We start from the raw sequence: 20909 nt of genomic DNA on the forward strand, positions 1-20909 counted from the left end.
CACACTTTTTACCGGATGGGCAGTTCGCTCCCTATGAGCGACCGCGAGGACACCGTCGAACTCGACGACCTGGACCGCCACATTATCTACCGACTCCAGCACGACGCGCGCAACACCTCCGCGAGCACCATCGCCGAGGAGAAAGGCGTCTCGCCCAGCACAGTCCGCAACCGCATCAACCGACTGGAGGAGGCCGACGTCATCAAGGGCTACCACCTCGACGTGGATTACGAGCGGACCGGGTTCCAGTTACACACGCTCATCGTCTGTAACGCCGAGATACCCGAACGCGAGGAGCTCTGCAGGGAGGCGCTCGAAATAGAGGGTGTCGTCGCGATCCGGGAGGTGATGACCGGCAGCGAGAACGTCCACGTCGAGGTCGTCGGGGGCGACGGCGACGATCTGAGTCGTATCGGCCGCGAGCTCGACGCCCTCGGCCTGGAAGTCGTAGACGAGGACCTCATCCGCAACGAGTACGTCCACGCCTACGAGGGGTTCTCCCCGGACGACGACGAAATCCCATAGCGGAATCAATCATATTTGAGTTGCTATTTTGCGGATTCGATAAATAATCAGTTGATTTATCCCGATACAGCAGCGACTAGCAGCTGAATCGGAAACTGGACCGGCTTTCGAGCGCGAGCCCCCACACGATCTGTCACGGCTCCACCGCGAAACACGAAACAATGAATATACACAAAGACCGGCAGAGAAGAGCCAAAAACACCGGTTCTATGCCGTCCGTCGTCGTCATCGGGAACGCGGTCGCGAAGAACCTCGCAACCGGGCTTGACGAATCCGCAACAGTGACGTTCGCCAGCAGCGACGACGTCGTCGTCCGACAGGCGACGGCGAGCGGGCTCGACGCCCACTGCGTAGACGTGACTGATGCCGGCAGCCTCTGTCCCGTCGCGGAGGGGTCGGACACGGCTATCGTCGTCCTCGAACCGGAGCGGACGGCGTTGCTGGCCGCAAACCTCCTCAGGTCGAGTTGTGGGATCGACGACGTAGTCGCGGTCGTCTCGGAGCCGACGTATCTCGAGGCGTTCGACGCGACCGACATCGAGCTCCTCGACACCCGGACCTGGCTCCTCGATGCCGTCCAGGAGCAACTCCCGCATCTGCGAACGGACGACTGAGCCTACCGACGTCGCGCGACTTTCGACACAAACAATGCCAAAAGAACTCGAACGAGACCTCGGACTGCCAGCGGTAATCGCAATCAGCGTCGGTGCCATGGTCGGCAGCGGCATCTTCATCCTGCCGGGCATCGCACTGAAGACGGCGGGCCCCGCAGTCATCCTGGCGTACCTGGTCGCCGGCGTTCTCGTCTTGCCGGCCGCGCTTTCGAAAGCCGAGATGGCGACGGCGATGCCCGAAGCCGGCGGGACGTACATCTACATCGAGCGCGGGATGGGGCCGTTACTGGGAACGATCGCGGGCGTCGGGACGTGGTTCTCGCTCGCCTTCAAGGGCGCGCTGGCGCTCATCGGCGGCGTCCCCTATCTGCTGTACCTGTTCGATCTCCCGGTGAAGCCGATCGCCATCGGTCTCGCCGTCCTGCTGGTCGGCGTCAACCTCGTCGGCGCGAAACAGACCGGGCGACTCCAGATCGGCATCGTCGCCGTGATGCTCGCGGCGATGGTGTGGTTCGTCGTCAGCGGGCTCCCGTCGGCACCCGAGAGCACCTACTACGGCGGCTTCTTCGAGAAGGGGGCCGGCGGGTTGCTCGGCGCGACCGGACTCGTGTTCGTCTCCTATGCGGGCGTGACGAAGGTCGCGAGCATCGCCGAGGAGATCGAGAACCCCGACCGGAACATCCCGCTCGGCATCCTCGTCTCGCTCGTGTTCACGACGCTACTGTACGTCCTCATCGTCGTGGTGATGGTCGGGGTGACCCCGCCGGACGTCCTCAGCGACTCGAACGTGCCGATGATCAACGCCGCCGAGGCGACGCTCGCGTTCCCGGGCGTCATCGCAGTCATCCTGGCGGCCGTCCTCGCGCTGATCAGCACCGCCAACGCGGGCATCCTCTCCTCGTCGCGGTACCCCTTCGCGATGGCCCGGGACAAACTCGCGCCGCCGTCGCTGACGGAGATCCACGACGACTGGGGCACACCCTCGAAAGCCATCACGCTCACCGGCGGCGTGATGTTGCTCCTCATCGCGTTCGTCCCCATCGCGGAGATCGCGAAACTGGCCAGCGCCTTCCAGATCATCGTCTTCGCCCTGGTCAACGGCGCAGTCATCGCGTTCCGCCAGGGCGACGTCGGCGAGTACGACCCCAGTTTCGAGTCGCCGCTGTACCCCTGGACGCAGATCGCCGGCATTCTCGGCGGGTTCCTGCTCATCGGGTTCATGGGAACCGTTCCCCTCGTCGGAGCAGTCGTCATCACCATCGGGTCGATGCTGTGGTACTACTACTACGCCCGCGAGAACGTGGATCGAGAGGGGGCCGCGACGGACGTGGTCCGGCGCGCCATCGGCCAGCAGGCCATCGAGCGCACGAAGTCGACCTTCGAGGAGATCGAGGGGTACGAAGTGCTGGTCGCGATCAACGAGGACACCAGCGAGGACCGCGAGCGCTCGCTCCTCCGGATCGCCGCCGACGTCGCCCGCCGGAACGACGGGAGTGTCACGGTCGTCCAGTTCGACGAGGTGCCCGACCAGGCTCCGCTCGAACAGGCGTCGGCGAACCAATCCGCGGCCGACGAGGCCTTCGAGCGCCGCACCGCCGACCTCACGGCGGAGTTCGAGGTTCCCGTGCACTACGGGGAGATCGTCAGCCACGACAGCAAGCGAGCGATCGTCAACTTCGCCGAGGACGAGGACGCCGACTTCCTCCTGCTCGAACGCGAGGGTGCGCCGCAGTACGCGTCGATCTTCGGGACGCGAATCGAGTGGATCGCCCGGAACGCTCCCTGTGACGTGTTGTTCATCGAGGAGCGGGACCTGTCGGACATCCACTCGATCACGGTCGTGACCGACCGCGGCCCGTTCGACCCCCAGAAGATCGCCGTGGCCAACGCGCTGGCGAGCGAAACCGGGTCACGCATCGATCTCCTCTACCCGGTCGACGGGGGCGCGACCGAGGCCCAGCGCGAGACGATCGACGAGTACCTCGCCGAGTTAGAGGACCTCTGTTCGGTACCCGTCTACCGGTCTGTCGTCGAGACCGACGACCCCACCAGTGACTTCGTCTCGGCGACCGACCCCGCGGACGTGTTGATCATCGGGACCGACGGCGGCCGCATTCGCGGGAACCTGTTCGGTCGCCCGGCCGACTGGATCGTCGACACCGTCGACTGCACGGCGATCCAGATCAAGCCCGCCGGTTCGAAGCGACCCGGCATCCTCCGTCGCACCGTCGAGCGGCTCGTGTTCTGACCGCGGCCGTCGCGCCCGCGTCGACTACCGGGCGTCGTTCGCACCTTCGACCGTCTCGCGGACGGCGTCGACCCCCTCGTCGTGGACGAGGTCGCCGACGACGATCACGTCCGAGTCGCTCGCCATCTGATAGGCCGAGTCGTAGTCGTGGATGCCGCCGCCGTAGAACAGCGTCGCGTCGTCGAGTTCGTCGTGTGCGGCCGCGACCTTCTCGGGGTCGCCCAGCGTCCCCGAGTACTCGATGTAGACGATGTCCTGGCCGAACATCTGTTCTGCGACCTCGGCGTAGGCCGCGACCTCGTCGGCGTCCAAGTCGCAGTCGGCCTGGGTGTACTCCGCGACCGACGAGTCCGGGTTCAGGACGATGTACCCCTCGGTGAAGGTGCGCGACCAGTCGATGTCGTCGTCCAGGCGCGCCCACTCCTTGTGGGCACCCGTGACCCAGGAGATGTCGCCGGCGTTGAACACGATCGGGATGAGATAGCCGTCGAGCGCGTCGTCGTGGACGACGGCGTTCGAGTGGCTCGGCTCGATGTAGAGAGAGACGTCGTACTTGCCACAGGCCTCGACGACGGTCGCCATCTTCTCCTCGGTCATGCCGGTCGTCCCGCCCACCGCGATCGCGTCCGTCCCGGTCTGACAGACGTCCTCGAAGGTTTCGCCGTCGACCAGCGTCTTGTCCGGGTCCACCTTCAGGAGGTGGTCCCACTCGGTCCAGGGGCCGCTCATACGCGGGAATTTCTACCGACCGTGAAAACACTTCGGAAACGACACGGCCAACAGACGGACTACTGTACGTCGTTTCCGGATCGACCGCACGCAGTCGTGCGGTCGTACCGATACACAGGTACAGCAGTCCGTCTCAGTCCGCGGCTTCGGCCCCGAGCTGGGCCTGCCACTCGCGGATCTGGTCGGCGCTGACGCCCTGGAGGTCCGTCGCCACCTCGTCGGCGTCGACCCGCTGGAGGTCCCCCAGGTCCTCGACCGACACGTCGGCCAGTTTCTCGGCCGTCCGCTCGCCCAGGCCGTCCAGGTCGACCAGGTCGTCGACCGACTGGCGCTCCCGGTACTCCTCGTAGTTGCAGATGGGACAACCCAGTTCCCACGGCTCGTCGCCGTTGTGGACGGTCAGTTCCGGCAGGTCGTGCTCCTCACAGTGCTCGTCCTCGATGTCGATGTCGCCCCGCCGCGGGAGCGGCAGCGAGTACTCACAGTCTGGGTAGCGCGTACAGCCGACCAGGCGCGAGCCGCTGCGGAGGTGCTTGATGGCGAGTTCGCCGCCCTCGTCTTGCCCACAGTCCGGACACGTCCCGATCACTTCGTCCTCGCTCTCGTCGGCCTCGTCGGCCTTGCACTGCGGACACCCGTGCGTGAAGGTGTCCCGCCCCGCCAGGAGTTTGACGTGTTTGAGGTCGTGCTCCTCGCATTGTTCGTCGATGACCGTCGGTTCGCCCTTGCTCGGCAGCGGCAGGGTGTACCGACAGTCCGGGAACCCGTCGCAGCCGACGAAGTGCGAACCGTGGCGGCTCTTCCGAATCAGGAGGTCTTCGCCACACTCCGGACAGGGGCCGAGCGTCCGGTCGGCTTTCAGCGACTGCTGGAGGTGGTCGCCGACCTCCTCGCGAGACTCGTGGAGCGCGTCGAACACTTTCTCCAGCATCTCGCGGGACTCGTCGGTCACGTCGGCAAGCGTCGCCTCGCCGTTCGCGATGGCGGCCATGTCGGCTTCGAGTTCGGCGGTCATCTCCTCGCTGACGACCAGATCAGCGAACTCCTCGGCGGCCTCGACGACGGCCTTGGCGAGCGTGGTGGGACGGGGCGGGTCCTGCTCGATGTACCCCCGGTCATAAAGTTTCTCTATAGTGTTATGTCTAGTTGCTTTTGTTCCAAGTCCGAGAGATTCCATCTTCTCGATGAGCCGGGACTGGCCGTAGCGCCGGGGCGGCTGGGTCTGCTTGGCTTCGAGTTCCACGTCCTCGATGCCCAGTTCCTCGCCCTCCTCGACGTCGGGGACGTGGTTCTCGCTGGCGCTGGAGTAGGGATAGACGGCGTGATACCCGGCTTCGACCAGGCGCTTGCCGTTGGCCTTCATCTGGCAGCCGTTGGCGTCGGCGACGACGCGCAGGTGTTCCCAGATCGCGGGTTCGGCCACTGTCGCGAAAAAGCGGCGGACGACGAGTTCGTAGATCTCCCACTCGTCGTCGTCGAGTTCGCTCCGGTTCGGGAGTTCGCCCGTCGGGTGAATCGGCGGGTGGTCGGTCGTCTCCTCGTCGCCTTCCGTTGGTTCGATCTCGTCCTGTTCGAGCAGCGACTGGGCGTCCTCGTCGAACGCACTGCCGGTGAACGCGTCGAGCAGTTCCTCCGGGTCCAGGTCCTCGGGATACACCGTGTTGTCCGTCCGGGGATAGGTCATGTAGCCGGCGGTGTACAGTTCCTCGGCGATGGACATCGCCCGCTGGGCCGAGTAGCCCAGCGACCCGGCGGCGCTGATGAAGGCCGTCGTGTTGAACGGGTCCGGCGGGTTGTCCGTTCGGGTCCGACGGCGGACCTCCGTAACGGTCGCCGCTGACGCCTCCAGGAGCCGTTCGTGGGCCTCGTCGGCCGCGTCCTCGTCCCAGACCCGTTCGGCTTCACTGCCGTCGTCGTCGTAGAAGTACTGGGCCTCGAAGCCCTGGCCATCTTTCAGGAGATCGGCGAACAGTTCCCAGTAGTCCTCGGGGTCGAACGCCTCGATCTCGCGCTCGCGGTCGACGATGAGTTTCAGCGTCGGCGACTGCACCCGGCCGACCGAGATGAAGTCCTCGCCGAGCTGGCGGGCCGACAGCGAGAGGAATCGCGTCAGCGCCGCGCCCCAGATGAGGTCGATGATCTGCCGGGCCTCCCCCGCCGCCGCGAGGTCGAAGTCCAGGTCGTCGGGGTTGGCGAAGGCGTCCCTGACCTCCCGGTCCGTGATCGAGGAGAACCGAACGCGCTTGATCGGGACGTCCGTCTCGTCGTCGATGATCTCGTAGGCCTCCTTCCCGATGAGTTCCCCCTCGCGGTCGTAGTCGGTCGCGATGACCGCCTCGTCGGCCCGCCGGGAGAGTTCTCGCAGCGTCTGAACGATGTTTTCCTTCGTGGGCGATTTCGTGATGTCGGCGTCGATCAGTTCGACCGGTTGCACGTCCCGCCAGTCGTTGTACTCCGGGGGGAAATCGACCCCGACGACGTGGCCAGAGAGGCCGACGACGCGTTTGTCGCCCCACCGATAGACGTTGACGCCGTTGCGGCGTTCGGCCTCGGCGCTGCCCTCGCTCAGAATCTCGGCGATGCGCCGCGCGGCGTTGTCCTTCTCGGTGACGATCAGTTCCACGACGGCCCACCTCCCGGGACGCGGGTACTCATTGGGAACTGGTAGGCGGACCCAGTTTCTAAAGGTTTCGTCGTCAATACAGATTCGCGGGCGCGCGCGAGGCCCAGCAGTAGAACCAAGGGACCCGGACGCGATTGACGCGGTAAATGGTCCGAGACACCGCCCGCCGCGTCACCGACCACGTGCTCGACCAGGTCGGTGACGAACTCCGGACGACGGCCGTCCTCACGCCCGACGACTGGGAGGTCGTCTACCTCCGCGACGACCTCTCGGAACAGTACGCGCCAGACGAGTACGAACAGGCGCTCACGGCCTTCCGCGCGACGACGGAGGTCGACCAGCCGGCAGTCGAGACGCTCCCCATCGGCGAGCGACGGGCCGTCGTCCACTACCACGAGCACGCGTTCGTCCTCCAGTTCCCGTATCAACCCGGGAAGACGGTCATCGTCAGCGTCGAACCGGCCGTCGGCTCCAGCCTCGGGTCGTTCATCGACGAGTGCCGCGAACTCGTCGACGACGCGTAGTTCTACTCGGCGATTTCCGCACGCAACAGCTCTATCCACGACCAAAAAGCGCGACCTCGCTCCGCTCGGTCGCGAAGCTACTCGTCCAGTTCTTCCCGCAACAGGCCGTTCACGTCACCGGGGTCCGCACTGCCCCCCGTTTTCTGCATCACCTGGCCGACCAGGAAGTTGATCGCCCCGCCCTCGCCGTCGTAGTAGTCCTCGACGGCGTCGGGGTTCTCCTCGATGGCCTCGGTGACCGCCGTGGCCACCTCGTCCTCGTCAGTCTTGCCCAGCCCCTCGTCGTCGACGATCGTATCGGGGTCCTGTCCGTCGTCGAGCATCCCCCGGAGCACGGTCTCGTGGCCGTTCTTGGCCGTGATCTCGTCGGTGGCGACCAGTTCGACCAGCCGCGTGACCTCGTCGAGCCGGTCCGCGATCTCGGTGATCGCCATGTCGCGGTAGTTCAGTTCGCCGAGCAGGTTGTCCGCGACCCATGTGGCCGCCAGGTCCGGGTCGTACTCGCCGGCCACGTCCTCGAAGAAGTCGGCGACCTGCTTCGTGGAGGTGAGTTTCGAGGCCGCCTCCTCGCTCAGGCCGTACTCCTCGCGGAAGCGCTCGCGGCGAGCGTCGGGGAGTTCCGGGATGGGGATCGTCTCCTTCCAGTCCGAAACCTGCAGCGGCGGCAGGTCCGCCTCCCGGAAGTACCGGTAGTCTTTCTCCTCTTCCTTCGAGCGCATCGAGACGGTGTTGCCGTGGGTCTCGTTGAAGTGGCGCGTCTCCTGTTCGACGGCGCGCCCCGATTCGACGAGTTTCTTCTGGCGGGACTTCTCGAAGGCCAGGGCTTTCTCCGCGCCCTTGTGGCTGGAGATGTTCTTGACCTCCGTGCGGTTGGCGTCTTCGAGGACCGCTTCTGGAATGGAGCCGTCCTCGGCCACGTCGGCGGCGTCGACCATCGAGAGGTTGGCGTCGATCCGGAGCGAGCCGTCCCGGGTCGGGTCGAAGACGCCCAGGTATTCGAGAACTTCTTCGAGTTTTTCGAGGAAGGCCCGCACCTCCGAGGGGTCGCGGAAGTCCGGTTCCGTGACGATCTCCATCAGCGGCGTGCCCGCGCGGTTGTAGTCAACGAGCGTGTAGTCGGCCCGCTCGATGGAGCAGGTCCGCGTCTCGACGTCCTCGGGCCCCTCGCGGACGTGGCGGATGCTCCCGGGGTCCTCTTCTAAGTGGGCGCGACGGATGGTCACCTGGTGGCGGTCGCCCTCGACGGCGAACTCCAACCCCCCGTCCTGGCAGATCGGCGCGTCGTACTGCGTGATCTGGAAGTTCTTGGGCAGGTCAGGGTAGTAGTAGTTCTTCCGGTGGAACGTCGTCTCCTCCGGGATGTCGGCGTCGATCGCTTTCCCGATCTTTACGGCGGCTTCGACGGCCCCCTCGTTGACGACGGGGAGCGCGCCCGGCAGGCCGAGACAGACCGGGCAGGTGTGGGTGTTGGGCTCGTCGGCCCCCTCGGTCGAACAGCCACAGAAGATCTTCGTCGCCGTTTCGAGCTGGACGTGGACCTCCAGTCCGATGACGGCGACGAGATCACCCGTTTGGGCAGCCTGTGCAGTCATTACCCGCAGTTTGCGGGCCGCCGGCTAAAGGCTAACGACCCGGCGTGCGGATGAGCCACGTCGACGATCACTCGCAGTCGCCCCTGTGCCCCTGCATTGATACGTCTCCGCGCCGTAGCGCGGTCGTGTTCACCGATAGACTACGTCGCGCCAGCTACGGGTGGCTCCTCGTGCAGGGACTCGCCGCCGCGCTGGCCCCGAAACGGAGCATCGAGACGAACCTCAAGCTGTGGGGCGTTCCCTTCGAGAACGTCGACGCCGTCGAACCGAAATCCTGGTACGTCGACAGCACCCGCGCCGTCGGGATCGGCATGATCGCCACCGGCGTCGCCGGCCTGCTGTTCGAGCGCGAGGACGAGTCGAGCAACGACGACTGATCAGTCGGGGTCGGCCCGACCGGTCACTCGTCCTGGTACTCCTTCTCGAACCCGCGGAACTCGGTGCGGTGGGCTTCCTCGTCGGCCAGGATGGTGACGGCGAGGTCCTCGGTCACGGGGTCGCCGGCGTCCTCGGCGGCGTCGATGAGCTCCCGATACGTCTCGATGGCGTCTTCCTCGGCGTCGAGGACGCCGCGGATCACCGAGATGACGTTCGTCGAGTCCTCGGGCGGCTGCAAGGAGTCCTGGCGTGCGGTGAACTCCGCCGAACCCGGCGGCCGGGCGTCCAGTTGTTTGAGGCGCTGGCCGAGTTGCTCGGCGTGGGTCAGTTCCTCCTGGATGTCCTGCTGGAGGCTGTCCTTGATCTCTTCGGCGCGGACGCCGTCGAGCACGATCGCGTTCGTCTGGTAGTTCATGACCGTCTCCATCTCGTCGACGTAGGCTTTCTCGAGCAACTCGATTACGCGGTCGGATGACATCGTCGACGCTTGGACCGGCTCGCTGATGGATGTTCCGGCAGCGGCGGTCTTCGAGGGCTACTCGCGGACGATGTGCCCGTCCAGATACGACCGTATCTTGTCGTTGGTCGAGCGGGTCTCCTTCAGGAACTCGACGACGCGCTCGCCGTCCTCGGTCCGATCCGCCTCGATGCGAATCGTCAGCCCGAGGTCCTCGAAATGTGCTACTAGGTCGTCGATGACCCCCGGTGGCGCGCGGGCGGTGTGTGGCTCGCCGACCGTCTCGCCGTCATCGATCCGCCCGATGGCCTCGGTCATCGGCAGCAGGATGGACTCCCCGAGGTCGTGAGCGCGGTCGCGGCGCTCGCCGTCGTCCTCGGCGAACTCGACGGACTGGAACGCCTCGCGGATGAGCCGGCGGAACATGAACGACTGGCCGTAGTCGAAGGGCAGCGAGAAAGCAAAGGCGAGGTCGTCCTGGTTGGCCGCCGACGTGGTGTACTTGAGCTGCTGGCGCACGTCCAGTGACTTCATCACGACGCCCTCGCCGCCGGCGTCGTCCAGATCACCTATCAGCCCGGGCAGTTCCGCGACGACCTCCTCGGGCGTGTGAATTCCGTGGAACGGGACCTGCGGGATGTCGTACGACGCACAGAGGTCGCGCCGGTCCGGCACGGGCACCGAGTCGCCGGTCTCGCGGTCGCGGACGTCGAAGACGCGAAAGGCCAGCGAGTCGACCCCGGAGTAGTCGTGTGACGTGTAGGGGTTCTCCGGGCCGACCATCTCTCCGCAGAGCATCATGTCCGGGTGGTCCGCGAAGAACGACTCGACGGGGAGTAGCTCCCGGGCCTTGTACGTCGTAAAGGGGCAGACGATGCCGCTTCGGGTGAATCCCAGCGGTTCGGCGGCGGGGTCGTCGCCGACGCGCGCGACCCGGACGTTGAACCCGTCGAGTTTCTCCTCGATAGCTATCTCGCCCTCGAAGTGGCGGGGAACGCCCTCCTCGATGACGAGCGTGCGCGGGACCTTCGGGAACCCGTCGACGATGTCGTCCCCGATGAGGACGACGCCGCGGTTGAGGTCGCTCCGGTAGTCCGGGAGGTACTCGTACTCCCGCCCGCGGTAGGTTCGGGTCTCGAAGTGCTCGCGGAGTTCCGCGAACCGGGCTTCAGAGAGCCCGAGGCGGTCGTGGTACTGCATACCAGAAGATAGGACCCGACTGGACAAGAAAGCACGACCCGGTTCCCGGTGGGCGGGACCGGTTTCAGGCGTCGTCGTCCGCCTCGTCCTCGACGGCGGCCTCGGGGCGAACGACCAGGACGGCCCCCAGCGACGCCTCGGCGACGCGCTCCTCGAAGTCGCCGAACACGAGTTCCTGCCAGTTCGGCGCGCGTTCGCCCATGACGACGGCGTCCACGTCCTGGGCCGCCTCCGAGATCGTCCGGATCGGCGTCTCGGTTTCGACGCGGTCGGTGGTGAGACGGCCGGGGTCGATCCCGGTGTCGAGCAGCGCGCTCTCGGCCCGGTCGAGCAGGTTCAGCGTGTCAGCGTCCGGGCCGGCGACTTCCAGCAGGTGGACGTTCGTCTCGCTGTCGCCGACGAGAGTGCCGACGACCGAACCGATACGTTCGGCCGCGACGGATCCGTGGAGGGCGACGAGGAGGTCGTCGTCGGTCATCGCGGGATTGAGGTGGACGACGATGTCGAACCCGTCCTCGTCGGCGACCCGGTCGAACGTCTGGGCCTCGTCGTGGGTGAAGACGAGGCGGGTGTCGACGGCACCGCCCGCGTCCGCGAACGCCGCCGCGATCTCGTCGAGTTTCGCGGTCGCCCGCTCCTCGAAGGACAGCCGGGCCTGTTCCGGCGTCGTCTGTTCGGGGATGACGTGATAGCCGAGGACGACCACGTCCGCGCCGCCGAGCAGGTCGACGACACCCTGCGGCACCGTTTCTCCTTCCAGAACTTCCACGGGAACGAGTGCGCGAAGCATCAGAGTTCTCCCTTGAGCGTTACGTCACGGGCGTAATAATAGTACCAGCCAGCCGCGGCGACCATCAGGGCCACTCCGACCACCTGCGAGAGGAACTGCATGAACCCGATGAGCGCGAAACTGGCGGCCGCACCGAGGATCGGGACGACCGGGTATCCCGGCACCCGAAACGAGGGATCGTACCAGTCAGGTTCGTCCCGGCGGAGCGCGATCAGCGCCACGCAGATCAGCCCGTACATGACCAGGTGGAGAAAGGAGGCCACCTCCGCGAGCACCTCGACGGCCCCGCTGGCGACCAGCACGACGACCGGGACGCCCGCGAGCAGGAGCGCGACGTGGGGCGTGCCGTACCGGAGGTTGACGACGCCGGCTCGCTTGGGAAAGAGGGCGTCCCGGGAGATGGCGAACAGCGCCCGAGAGGAACTGAGGATCGAGGCGTTCGCCGAGGAGACGGTCGCGAGCAGGCCGGCGACGAGGATCGCCACCGCGCCGACCGGGCCGATCAGCGAGCGGGCCACCTCGACCATCGCCGTCTCGCCGAACCCGGACAGCTGATCGCTGGTGAACGCGCTCGTGGCGACGAAGATGGTCACGACGTAGAGCACCCCGACGATCACCACCGACCCGACCATGGCAAGGGGCAGGTTCCGCCCCGGCTGTTTGATCTCGCCCGCGACGGTCGCGACCTGCGCGAACCCCAGGTAGGAGGTGAACACCAGCGCAGCGGTCGTGAACACCGGCATCGTCCCGAAGGGTGCAAACGATTCGGCGGCCCGCTGGCCGCCGAACACGCCAACCGCGTCGAGACCCCCGTAGGAAAGAAACACCGTCAGGATGACGAGCAGGAGGCCGACGACGCCGTTCTGGAGTTTCGCGGCGTTCTCGGTCCCGGTCATCGACAGCGCGGTCAGGAAGACGCCGAACACCACGCCGAACGCGATCACCGGGTCGAACCCCAGGGACAGGCCCAGTTCCGCCATCACCCCCGCGGCGTAGCTCCCGAAGCCGACGAGGTAGAACGCCGAGGCAAAGACCAGCCCGAGCCAGAGGCTGATACCGACGACGGTGCCCGCGAGGCTCCCGAGACCGCGGGAGATGAAGTAGTAGCCGCCACCGCTCCGGGGCATCGCCGTCGCCAGTTCCGAGGCGGGCAACGCGACGAGCAGCGCCACGACGGCCCCGATAGCAAAGGAGAGCGCCGCGGCCGGCCCGGCCCGCCCCGCCGCGAGTCCGGGAAACACGAAGATGCCTGCGCCGATCATCGTCCCGATACCGATCGAGAGCGCACCCGACAGCGAGAGCGTCCGTTCGAGTTCGACGCCGGAGGTTTCGTCGACAGTCGCCTCCGCTTCGACGGTTCCACCGGTCGGTTCCGGGCGCTCACCCTCTCGATTCGTCCCCTCAGCGTCCGGGTGGCCAGAAGCCATTGTAAAACGGTGATACCGGGCAGCCCAAAGTAATGTGGGACGACTCGACGCGGTGAGCGGGCTGTACCTATTTCACTGCTTGCGTCCGTATCACCCCACATGTCCGACCATCCGCTCAAACAGCGGTTCGTTATCGACACCTCAGCGGTCCTCACGGACGAGATCCGACGCGGGGACGAGGGACTCGACGAGGCCGCGAACCGGCTGTTGGACCTCGTCGCCGAGGCGAAACTCGGGCTGAACATCTCCTGTTACATGCCGCCCTCGATCTACGACGAGTTGCGCCTGATGCTCGACAACCGGGACGTCGACGACGAGGTGTACTCGAAGCTGAACACCTGGGTCATCAAGAAAAACCCCGCGCGCTTCGAGGTGATGATTCCCGCCGAAATCGTCTACGAGTTCATCGACGAGATGTCCGACCGCGTCGACCGCGGCCTCCGCGTCTCTGAGAAAGCCGTCCGGAAAGCCGAGGAGCCCCGCGCCAAGGAGGTGGAGGAACACGAGTACATGAGCGAGGTCGACGCCGTCATCTCGGACCTGCGCGACGAGTACCGCAAGACGCTCCGCCAGGGCGTGCTGGACTCCCGCGAGGACTTCGACTTGCTCATCCTCGCGCGAGAACTCGACGCCGGCGTCGTCACCGAAGACCAGGGCATCATCAACTGGGCCGAGGACTTCGGCCTGCGCTACCTGAAAGGGCGGGACTTCCCGACGCTGCTAGAGGAGTATCTCGCGGCGTCGGACCGCGAGGGGTGGTGAAACGCGATATCGGACCGAGCGGCGTCGGCGGATGGAATCGCGTAGTCGGACCGCGGCACGAGAGCCGACGGCCGAAAACTCCGGCACTGTCACGTTCTGGCCAGCGAACCAGACGATAATCCCGATCCCACACCTATCAGAAACAATGTGAATGTCTGACGTAAGTTTATGCCGTCGGAGAAGTCCTGTAGTTGTATGGCGAGCGGCAATCGAGTCGAAGAACTCGAATCGAGGGTCAAAGAACTAGAGGCGACAGTCGACGGGTTGACGGACGAACTCGTCGAGTGCAAGGTTCGCATCCGCGAACTGGAGAACGTCGTCGACGCGGCCGGTGGCATGGAGGCCATCGAGGGCATGGCCGAGGACGACTCGGCGTCCGAGCCCGAACCGGAAGCGTCTGCAGAAACACCCGCCCCAGAACCGGAGGGCGAGGAACCAGCCGACACGACTAAATCCGAGGCAGCCGAGGACTCGGACGAGACGGAGCCGGAATCGAGCGACATCATCATCGCCTGACCGGCTCCGGTCACGAGCACCCCCATGCATATAAAAGAGCTCGTCCTCGACAACTTCAAGAGCTTCGGCCGCAAGACTCGCATCCCGTTTTACGAGGACTTCACCACCGTTTCGGGCCCGAACGGCTCGGGCAAATCCAACATCATCGACAGCGTCCTCTTCGCGCTCGGCCTCGCCCGAACGTCGGGCATCCGCGCCGAGAAGCTGACCGACCTCATCTACAATCCGGGTCACCACGAAGACGACGCCGAAAGCGACGAGGAACGCGAAGCGAGCGTCGAAGTCATCCTCGACAACGGGGACGGCACCCTCGAACGGTCGGCAGTCGTCAACGCCGCCGGCACCGAGGACGTCGGTGACGTCGAGGAGATCTCCATTCGGCGTCGGGTCAAGGAGACCGAGGACAACTACTACTCCTACTACTACATCAACGGTCGCTCGGTCAACCTCGGCGACATCCAGGACCTGCTGGCGCAGGCCGGTATCACACCGGAAGGGTACAACGTCGTCATGCAGGGCGACGTGACCGAGATCATCAACATGACCCCACACGCGCGCCGGCAGATCATCGACGAGATCGCCGGCGTCGCGCAGTTCGACGCGAAAAAGGAGGACGCCTTCGAGGAACTCGACGTCGTCGAGGAACGCATCGAGGAGGCGAACCTCCGCATCGAGGAGAAACGGGATCGCCTCGACCAGCTCGAAGACGAACGCCAGACCGCCCTGGAGTACCAGGACCTCCGCGACGAGAAAGAGGAGTACGAGTCTTTCCGCAAAGCTGCCGAACTGGAGGACAAACGCGCCGAACTCGACGGGCTCGGCGAGGAGATCGACGAGTTGGACGCGGAACTGGCGGACCTTCAGCGCGAACTCGACGAGCGCCAGGGGAAGGTCGTCCGGCTCGAAGAGGACCTGGAGGACCTGAACGCGGAGATCGAGCGGAAAGGCGAGGACGAGCAACTCCGCATCAAACGCGAGATCGAGGAGGTCAAGGGGGAGATCTCCCGGCTCGAAGACGCCATCGAGAGCGCCGAGGGCAAGATCGAGGACGCCGAAAACGAGCGCCGGCAGGCGTTCGTCCAGATCGACCGCAAGCAAGAACAGATCGACGACCTCGAAGACGACATCCGCGAGACGAAGGTCGCCAAATCCTCGATCAAGGCCGACGTGCAGGAAAAAGAGGGCGAACTCGCCGATCTGGAGGCACGCATCGACGAGGTCGGCGAGGAGTTCGAGGAGGTCAAAGCGGAACTCGACGAGAAGCGGTCGGAACTGGAGGACGCGAAATCCGAGAAGAACGACCTCCAGCGCGAGCAGGACCGCCTGTTAGACGAGGCCCGGCGGCGGTCGAACCAGCAACGCGAGAAGGAAGACGAGATCGAGGCGGCCGAGGCTCGGGTCCCGGAGATCGACGCCGAGATCAGCGACCTCGAAACGGAACTGGAGAAGGCAGAACAGAACCGCGAGACCATCTCGGGCGTCGTCGAGGACCTGAAACGCGAGAAACGCGGATTACAGTCGGATTTAGACGACATCGAGGACACCATCTCGGCCAAACAGCAGGAGTACGCCGAACTCGAAGCGAAGGCGGGACAGGACGGCGACTCCTCGTACGGGCGCGCGGTGACGACGATCCTCAACAGCGGCAAAGAGGGCGTCCACGGGACGGTCGGGCAACTCGGCGGCGTCGACCCCGAGTACGCCACGGCCTGTGAGACGGCGGCCGGCGGCCGACTGGCCCACGTCGTCGTCGACGACGACAGCGTCGGCCAGCAGTGCATCGAGTACCTCAAATCCCGGCAGGCCGGACGGGCGACCTTCCTCCCGATCACGAAGATGCAGAATCGGTCGCTCCCCTCGCTGCCGAGCCACGACGGCGTCGTCGATTTCGCCTACAACCTGGTGGATTTCGATTCGCAGTACCGCGGCATCTTTTCGTACGTACTCGGCGATACGGTCATCGTCGAAGACATGAACACTGCCAGGGACCTGATGGGCGATTTCCGGATGGTCACCCTGGAGGGCGACCTCGTCGAGAAGTCCGGCGCGATGACCGGCGGTTCCTCGAAGGGAACCCGCTACTCCTTTTCGGGCGGGCAGGGGCAACTCGAACGCGTCGCCCAGCGCATCAACGACCTCGAAGACGAACGCCAGTCGATCCGTTCGGACCTCCGCGACGTGGAAGACCGACTGGACGACGCCCGGGACCGCAAGTCCGACGCGACGGACCAGGTCCGGGAGATCGAGTCCGAGATCGAGAAGCTCGAAACAGAGCGCGAGGAGATCGACGACCGCATCGAGCGACTGGAGGCCGAACTCGACGAGATCGAAACCGAGCGCGAGGAGGTCTCCGATCGGATGGACGAACTCGAAGGCGAGATCGGCGAGCAGACCCAGGCCATCGAGGCCATCGAGGCCGACATCGACGAGCTCGAAACCGAGATCGAGGACTCGGAGATCCCGCGGCTCACCAGTGAGGCCGACGAGGTCCGCGAGGAGATCGACGAACTGGAGGACCAGCTCGACGACCTGGACGGCGACCTGAACGAGCTCCAGCTCGAAAAGCAGTACGCCGAGGAGGCCATCGAGGAGCTCCACGACGACATCGAGGCGGCCCAGAACCGCAAAGCCGAACAGGAGGAGAAGATCGCGGACCTCGAAGACGCCGTCGCCGAGCAGGAGGACCTGCTCAACGAGAAGGAAGCGGCCGTCGCGGAGTTGGAAAACGAACTCGCGGACCTCAAAGCCGAGCGGGGCGACCTGCAGGACGAACTCAAGGACGCCAAGGAAGCCCGCGACGAACAACAGCGGGAGGTCACGGACGTCGAAGAAGACCTCGGCGAACTGCGCGAGGACCGGGACCGCCTCGAATGGGAGGTCGAGGAACTCGAAAGCGAGGTCGGCGACTACGATCCCGAGGACGTGCCCGACCACGACGAGGTCGAACGCGAGATCGACCGGCTGGAAACCGAGATGGAGAAGCTCGAACCGGTCAACATGCTCGCCATCGAGGAGTACGACAACGTGGCCGAGGACCTCGACGACCTCGAAGACAAGAAGGCCACGCTGGTCGAGGAGGCGGAGGGTATCCGCGACCGCATCGACTCCTACGAACAGAAGAAGAAGGCGACGTTCATGGACTCCTTCGAGGCCATCAACGAGCAGTTCGAGGACATCTTCGAGCGACTCTCGAACGGGACTGGGACGCTTCACCTCGAAGACGAAGCGGACCCCTTCGAGGGTGGGCTGACGATGAAGGCCCAGCCGAAGGACAAACCCATCCAGCGGCTGGCGGCGATGTCCGGCGGGGAGAAGTCACTGACGGCGCTGGCCTTCATCTTCGCCATCCAGCGGCACAACCCCGCGCCCTTCTACGCGCTGGACGAGGTCGACGCGTTCCTGGACGCCGCGAACGCCGAGATGGTCGGCGAGATGGTCGACGAACTCGCGGGCGAAGCCCAGTTCGTCGTCGTCTCCCACCGCTCGGCGATGCTCGAACGCTCCGAGCGTGCCATCGGTGTGACCATGCAAGAGGACAACGTCTCGGCCGTTACCGGGATCGACCTGAGTTCGGCCGATCCTGATGAGGAGGTGCCCGCCGATGACTAGCGGGGACGAGCGGGGCGCGGACGAACGTAGTGAGTCCGCGGACAGTCGAGCGGCGAAGCCGCGAGACAGCGAGTCCCCGGAACAATCGAGCGGGGAACGAAGTGACCCGCGAGATAGCGAGGAACGCGAGGACGACCGAAGGGAGTCCTCGGATACGGGAACGGCGAGCGAAGTGAGCCGTGACCGAAGCGACCCGCGAGATGACGATGATATTCCGCTGGACATCTCCGGCCACGAGGACAGGGAGAAACCAGCGGGTGCCAAATCGATGCTCGGGGCCGACGGGAGTGACGAATCGGGCGAGGACGTCGACGAGTCCGAAAGTGCCGACGAGGACGTCCAGGAAGTCGAGTACCGCGACCACTACGGCCCGGAGCTCCCGGGCGAGGGCGACGACGACGAGGTCCAGCCCGTCGAGGTGCTGGTCCAGTTGGCCAAGGACGGCGAGATCGAGCCGTGGGACATCGACATCGTGACGGTGACCGACAAGTTCCTCGACCGGCTGGACGAGGCGGATCTGCGGACCTCCGGGCGGGCGCTGTTCTACGCGAGCGTCCTGCTGCGGATGAAAAGCGACGCGATGCTGTCGGACGACGAGGAGGATGAGCCCGAACCCGAGCCGTGGGAGGCCGCGGCGATGGGCGAGGAGACGCCGATCGACCCCGAGGCCGATCCGTTCGCAACGCTGGAACAGGAGATGGACCGGCGCCTCGAACGGAAGCGTGCACGGGGAATGCCCCAGACGCTGGACGAACTCGTCCGCGATCTGCGGGACGCCGAGCGGGATAGCTGGTGGAAGGAGTCCCGCGAGTACGACACCAGCGAGTCGCCGGGGAACTACCAGCGCGGGACCCAGGAACTGGATTACCGGAGCGGCGACGACTTCCGGATGGACGACGAACCGACCGAGGCCGACGTGACCGAGACGGCCCACGGCGAGGACATCGACGCCGTCATCGACGACGTGTACGGGGCCGTGCTCGAACGGTGGGACACCGGCCGCGACGAGGTGCTGTTCTCCGAAATCGTCGATGCCGGCGGCTCCCGCGTCGAGACGTTCCTCGGCCTGCTCTTTCTCTCCCACCGCGGCCAGGTCCATCTCCAGCAGGACGACCTGTTCGGGGACCTCTGGGTGCAGGACCCCAACGCCGCCACGGGCTCGGAAGAAGTCGCCGCGGACTGAGTCGGCCGTCCGATTCTGCTTCGTTCCGCCGTCTGCTGAACGTCCAGTCCCGACTCCGCCGAAAGAGCTATGCTATTCCGGGTTGTATGTTAACAACACGCATGACCCCAACCAAACTTCAGGAGCGCATGGACGAGCTGGACGGGCGGGTCGACCCCGAGCAGCTGGTCGACGCGCTGTGGTACGTCCGTGACGACGGCCGTCGCTGAACAGCAATTTTTGTCCAGTCTCGTGCGCGTCGGTAGCCGTTGCTGGAGAGTCTCGACTCCGCATGGTGGGAACGTTTAACAGCGGGTCGGCCGATGGCGACCGTATGCACGAGACCCGCCAGGTCTTCCTCGTGGACGCGTTCACCGACGAGCCGCTGACGGGGAACCCGGCCGGCGTCGTTCCCGACGCCGACGACTTAGAGAGCGAGCAAATGCAGGCCATCGCCTCGGAACTGGGCGCGAGCGAGACCGTCTTCCTGCGCTCTTCGACCGAAGCCGACCGCCAGCTCCGGTATTTCACGCCCACGAACGAGGTCGACCTCTGTGGGCACGCGACCGTCGCCAGCCACGCGTGGCTGGCAGCCCGGGATCACATCGAGACCGGCGAACACACCTTCGAGACGAACACCGGCGTCCTCACCGCCGAGATCGCGGACGACGGGACCGTCTGGATGACACAGAACCAGCCGGAGATCCGGCCGGTCGACGTCGAGTACGACGCGGTCGCGGACGCGCTCGGGATCGACGTGGCGGCCCTGAAAGACGTGGGTGCGGACCTCCCACTGGCCGTGAGTTCGACGGGACTGCCCTTCCTGATGGTCCCCGTCAATTTCCTCGAACACGTCTCGGACATGGCCCCAAAGATGGGCGCGATCGAGGAGTTGAGCCGCGAGGTCGAGGCGGCGGGGATCTACGCCTTCACGTTCGACGCGCTCGACGCCGACTCGACGCTCCACGGCCGGATGTTCGCCCCGAAGGAAGGCGTCCCCGAAGACCCGGTGACGGGGACGGCGAGCGGGGCCGCGGGCGCGTACGTCCGGGAGTACGACGCTTTCGACGACCTGCCCGAGGAGATGGTCTTCGAACAGGGGCACTTCGTCGACCGACCCGGCCGGGTCCGCGTGCGCGTCGGCGCCGAGATCGAAGTCGGCGGCCGTGCGGTGACGGCACTGGACGGCAGCCTGGTGGTCCCCGAGAGCGACGAGGACGACATCATCGAGGCGTGACGCCGGGTGACGAAACGCACTTGTGTCGTTTGAGCTAACCGAACGGTATGGCAACGAGGCGGGGGTTCCTGTCCCTATCGGCGGTTGCGCTCGCGGGCGTGGCGGGCTGTACTTCGAAAGTGACGAAACCGACTGAGGTGGGAGTCGAGAACCCGCACGCGGCCTACGAGGTTGACGATCTCTCGTCGTGGACGGCCGGAAGCGGATTCGAGCGCGGGGCGACGCTCATCGTCGACGGCACGCTGACGGTCACGTCCGAAACGCCCCGGACCCCGCCGAAGATCGAGGGGGAGTTCACGGACTCGGAGGGGCAGACTGAAACCGTCGTTGCGGACTACGAAGAGGGGCCGCGGTGGACGGCCTACGAGGAGCACCGGACACGGGAGTTCGAGTCCGGGGGAACTGTCAGCTTCCGACTGTTCTACGAACCGGACGAGCGGACGAGCGTCCGCGAAGCGACCGTGTACGTCCGAGCCGAGCCATCGGGATCGGAGAACGGTTCTCGGGAGTAAGACG

Annotated in this window: 18 protein-coding genes; 11 read left to right on the forward strand and 7 right to left on the reverse strand. The window is 65.6% G+C overall.

Features of this window, described 5'->3' with window-relative positions:
• Positions 1–33 precede the first annotated feature (33 nt).
• The 3 genes from E2481_RS14825 to E2481_RS14835 all read left to right on the forward strand — a co-directional run bounded on the left by E2481_RS14825 (position 34) and on the right by E2481_RS14835 (position 3387).
• Positions 34–525: an Lrp/AsnC family transcriptional regulator gene (locus E2481_RS14825; protein WP_136717937.1), complete on the forward strand. Its 492-nt coding sequence runs from the start codon at positions 34–36 to the stop codon at positions 523–525.
• Between the two features lie 209 nt (positions 526–734).
• Positions 735–1139: a hypothetical protein gene (locus E2481_RS14830; protein WP_136717938.1), complete on the forward strand. Its 405-nt coding sequence runs from the start codon at positions 735–737 to the stop codon at positions 1137–1139.
• 34 nt (positions 1140–1173) lie between these two features.
• On the forward strand, positions 1174–3387 hold the full coding sequence (locus E2481_RS14835) for an amino acid permease (protein ID WP_136717939.1): 2214 nt from the start codon (positions 1174–1176) through the stop codon (positions 3385–3387).
• 24 nt (positions 3388–3411) lie between these two features.
• On the opposite strand, the gene E2481_RS14840 is transcribed toward E2481_RS14835, so the two are convergent.
• On the reverse strand, positions 3412–4116 hold the full coding sequence (locus E2481_RS14840) for a phosphoglycerol geranylgeranyltransferase (RefSeq protein WP_136717940.1): 705 nt from the start codon (positions 4114–4116) through the stop codon (positions 3412–3414).
• Between the two features lie 133 nt (positions 4117–4249).
• Complete coding sequence (locus E2481_RS14845; RefSeq protein WP_136717941.1) at positions 4250–6739, reverse strand: DNA topoisomerase I; 2490 nt, start codon at positions 6737–6739, stop codon at positions 4250–4252.
• A 146-nt stretch (positions 6740–6885) separates the two neighbouring features.
• Here E2481_RS14845 and E2481_RS14850 point away from each other — a divergent pair, with 146 nt between their 5' ends.
• Complete coding sequence (locus tag E2481_RS14850; protein ID WP_136717942.1) at positions 6886–7263, forward strand: hypothetical protein; 378 nt, start codon at positions 6886–6888, stop codon at positions 7261–7263.
• Between the two features lie 77 nt (positions 7264–7340).
• Here the strand turns inward: E2481_RS14850 and gatB are convergent, their stop codons facing one another.
• The gene (gene gatB / locus E2481_RS14855) at positions 7341–8855 is read right to left on the reverse strand and encodes an Asp-tRNA(Asn)/Glu-tRNA(Gln) amidotransferase subunit GatB (protein ID WP_136717943.1); all 1515 of its coding nucleotides are present in this window, start codon (positions 8853–8855) and stop codon (positions 7341–7343) included.
• A 125-nt stretch (positions 8856–8980) separates the two neighbouring features.
• Between gatB and E2481_RS14860 the strand changes: the two genes are divergently transcribed.
• On the forward strand, positions 8981–9232 hold the full coding sequence (locus E2481_RS14860; RefSeq protein ID WP_136717944.1) for a hypothetical protein: 252 nt from the start codon (positions 8981–8983) through the stop codon (positions 9230–9232).
• Between the two features lie 23 nt (positions 9233–9255).
• Here E2481_RS14860 and E2481_RS14865 read toward each other — a convergent pair whose 3' ends face one another.
• The 4 genes from E2481_RS14865 to E2481_RS14880 form a co-directional block, all read right to left on the reverse strand.
• Positions 9256–9711, reverse strand: a complete 456-nt coding sequence (locus E2481_RS14865; protein WP_136717945.1) for a ferritin-like domain-containing protein — start codon at positions 9709–9711, stop codon at positions 9256–9258.
• A gap of 57 nt (positions 9712–9768) precedes the next feature.
• Positions 9769–10890, reverse strand: coding sequence for an RNA ligase (locus E2481_RS14870; RefSeq protein ID WP_136717946.1), 1122 nt, complete (start codon positions 10888–10890; stop codon positions 9769–9771).
• Between the two features lie 64 nt (positions 10891–10954).
• Positions 10955–11680, reverse strand: coding sequence for a universal stress protein (locus E2481_RS14875; RefSeq protein WP_136717947.1), 726 nt, complete (start codon positions 11678–11680; stop codon positions 10955–10957).
• The gene (locus E2481_RS14880; RefSeq protein WP_136717948.1) at positions 11680–13107 is read right to left on the reverse strand and encodes an APC family permease; all 1428 of its coding nucleotides are present in this window, start codon (positions 13105–13107) and stop codon (positions 11680–11682) included. Before E2481_RS14880 ends, E2481_RS14875 begins: the two co-directional genes overlap by 1 nt.
• Positions 13108–13206: 99 nt before the next feature.
• Between E2481_RS14880 and E2481_RS14885 the strand changes: the two genes are divergently transcribed.
• The 6 genes from E2481_RS14885 (at position 13207) to E2481_RS14910 (ending at position 20905) form a co-directional block, all read left to right on the forward strand.
• Positions 13207–13869, forward strand: coding sequence for an RNA ligase partner protein (locus E2481_RS14885; protein WP_136717949.1), 663 nt, complete (start codon positions 13207–13209; stop codon positions 13867–13869).
• Between the two features lie 195 nt (positions 13870–14064).
• On the forward strand, positions 14065–14385 hold the full coding sequence (locus tag E2481_RS14890) for a DUF7518 family protein (protein WP_136717950.1): 321 nt from the start codon (positions 14065–14067) through the stop codon (positions 14383–14385).
• A gap of 24 nt (positions 14386–14409) precedes the next feature.
• Entirely contained in the window at positions 14410–17994 is a 3585-nt protein-coding gene (gene smc / locus E2481_RS14895) for a chromosome segregation protein SMC (protein ID WP_136717951.1), read from the forward strand.
• Positions 17987–19177, forward strand: coding sequence for a segregation and condensation protein A (locus tag E2481_RS14900; RefSeq protein WP_136717952.1), 1191 nt, complete (start codon positions 17987–17989; stop codon positions 19175–19177). Before smc ends, E2481_RS14900 begins: the two co-directional genes overlap by 8 nt.
• A 313-nt stretch (positions 19178–19490) precedes the next feature.
• Complete coding sequence (locus E2481_RS14905) at positions 19491–20393, forward strand: PhzF family phenazine biosynthesis protein (RefSeq protein WP_136717953.1); 903 nt, start codon at positions 19491–19493, stop codon at positions 20391–20393.
• Positions 20394–20440: 47 nt separating this feature from the next.
• A complete protein-coding gene (locus tag E2481_RS14910; RefSeq protein ID WP_136717954.1) occupies positions 20441–20905 on the forward strand; it encodes a DUF3426 domain-containing protein in 465 nt (154 codons plus the stop codon).
• The last annotated feature ends 4 nt before the right edge of the window (positions 20906–20909 follow it).

The organism is Halorientalis salina (assembly GCF_005049285.1).
Lineage (GTDB): Archaea > Halobacteriota > Halobacteria > Halobacteriales > Haloarculaceae > Halorientalis > Halorientalis salina.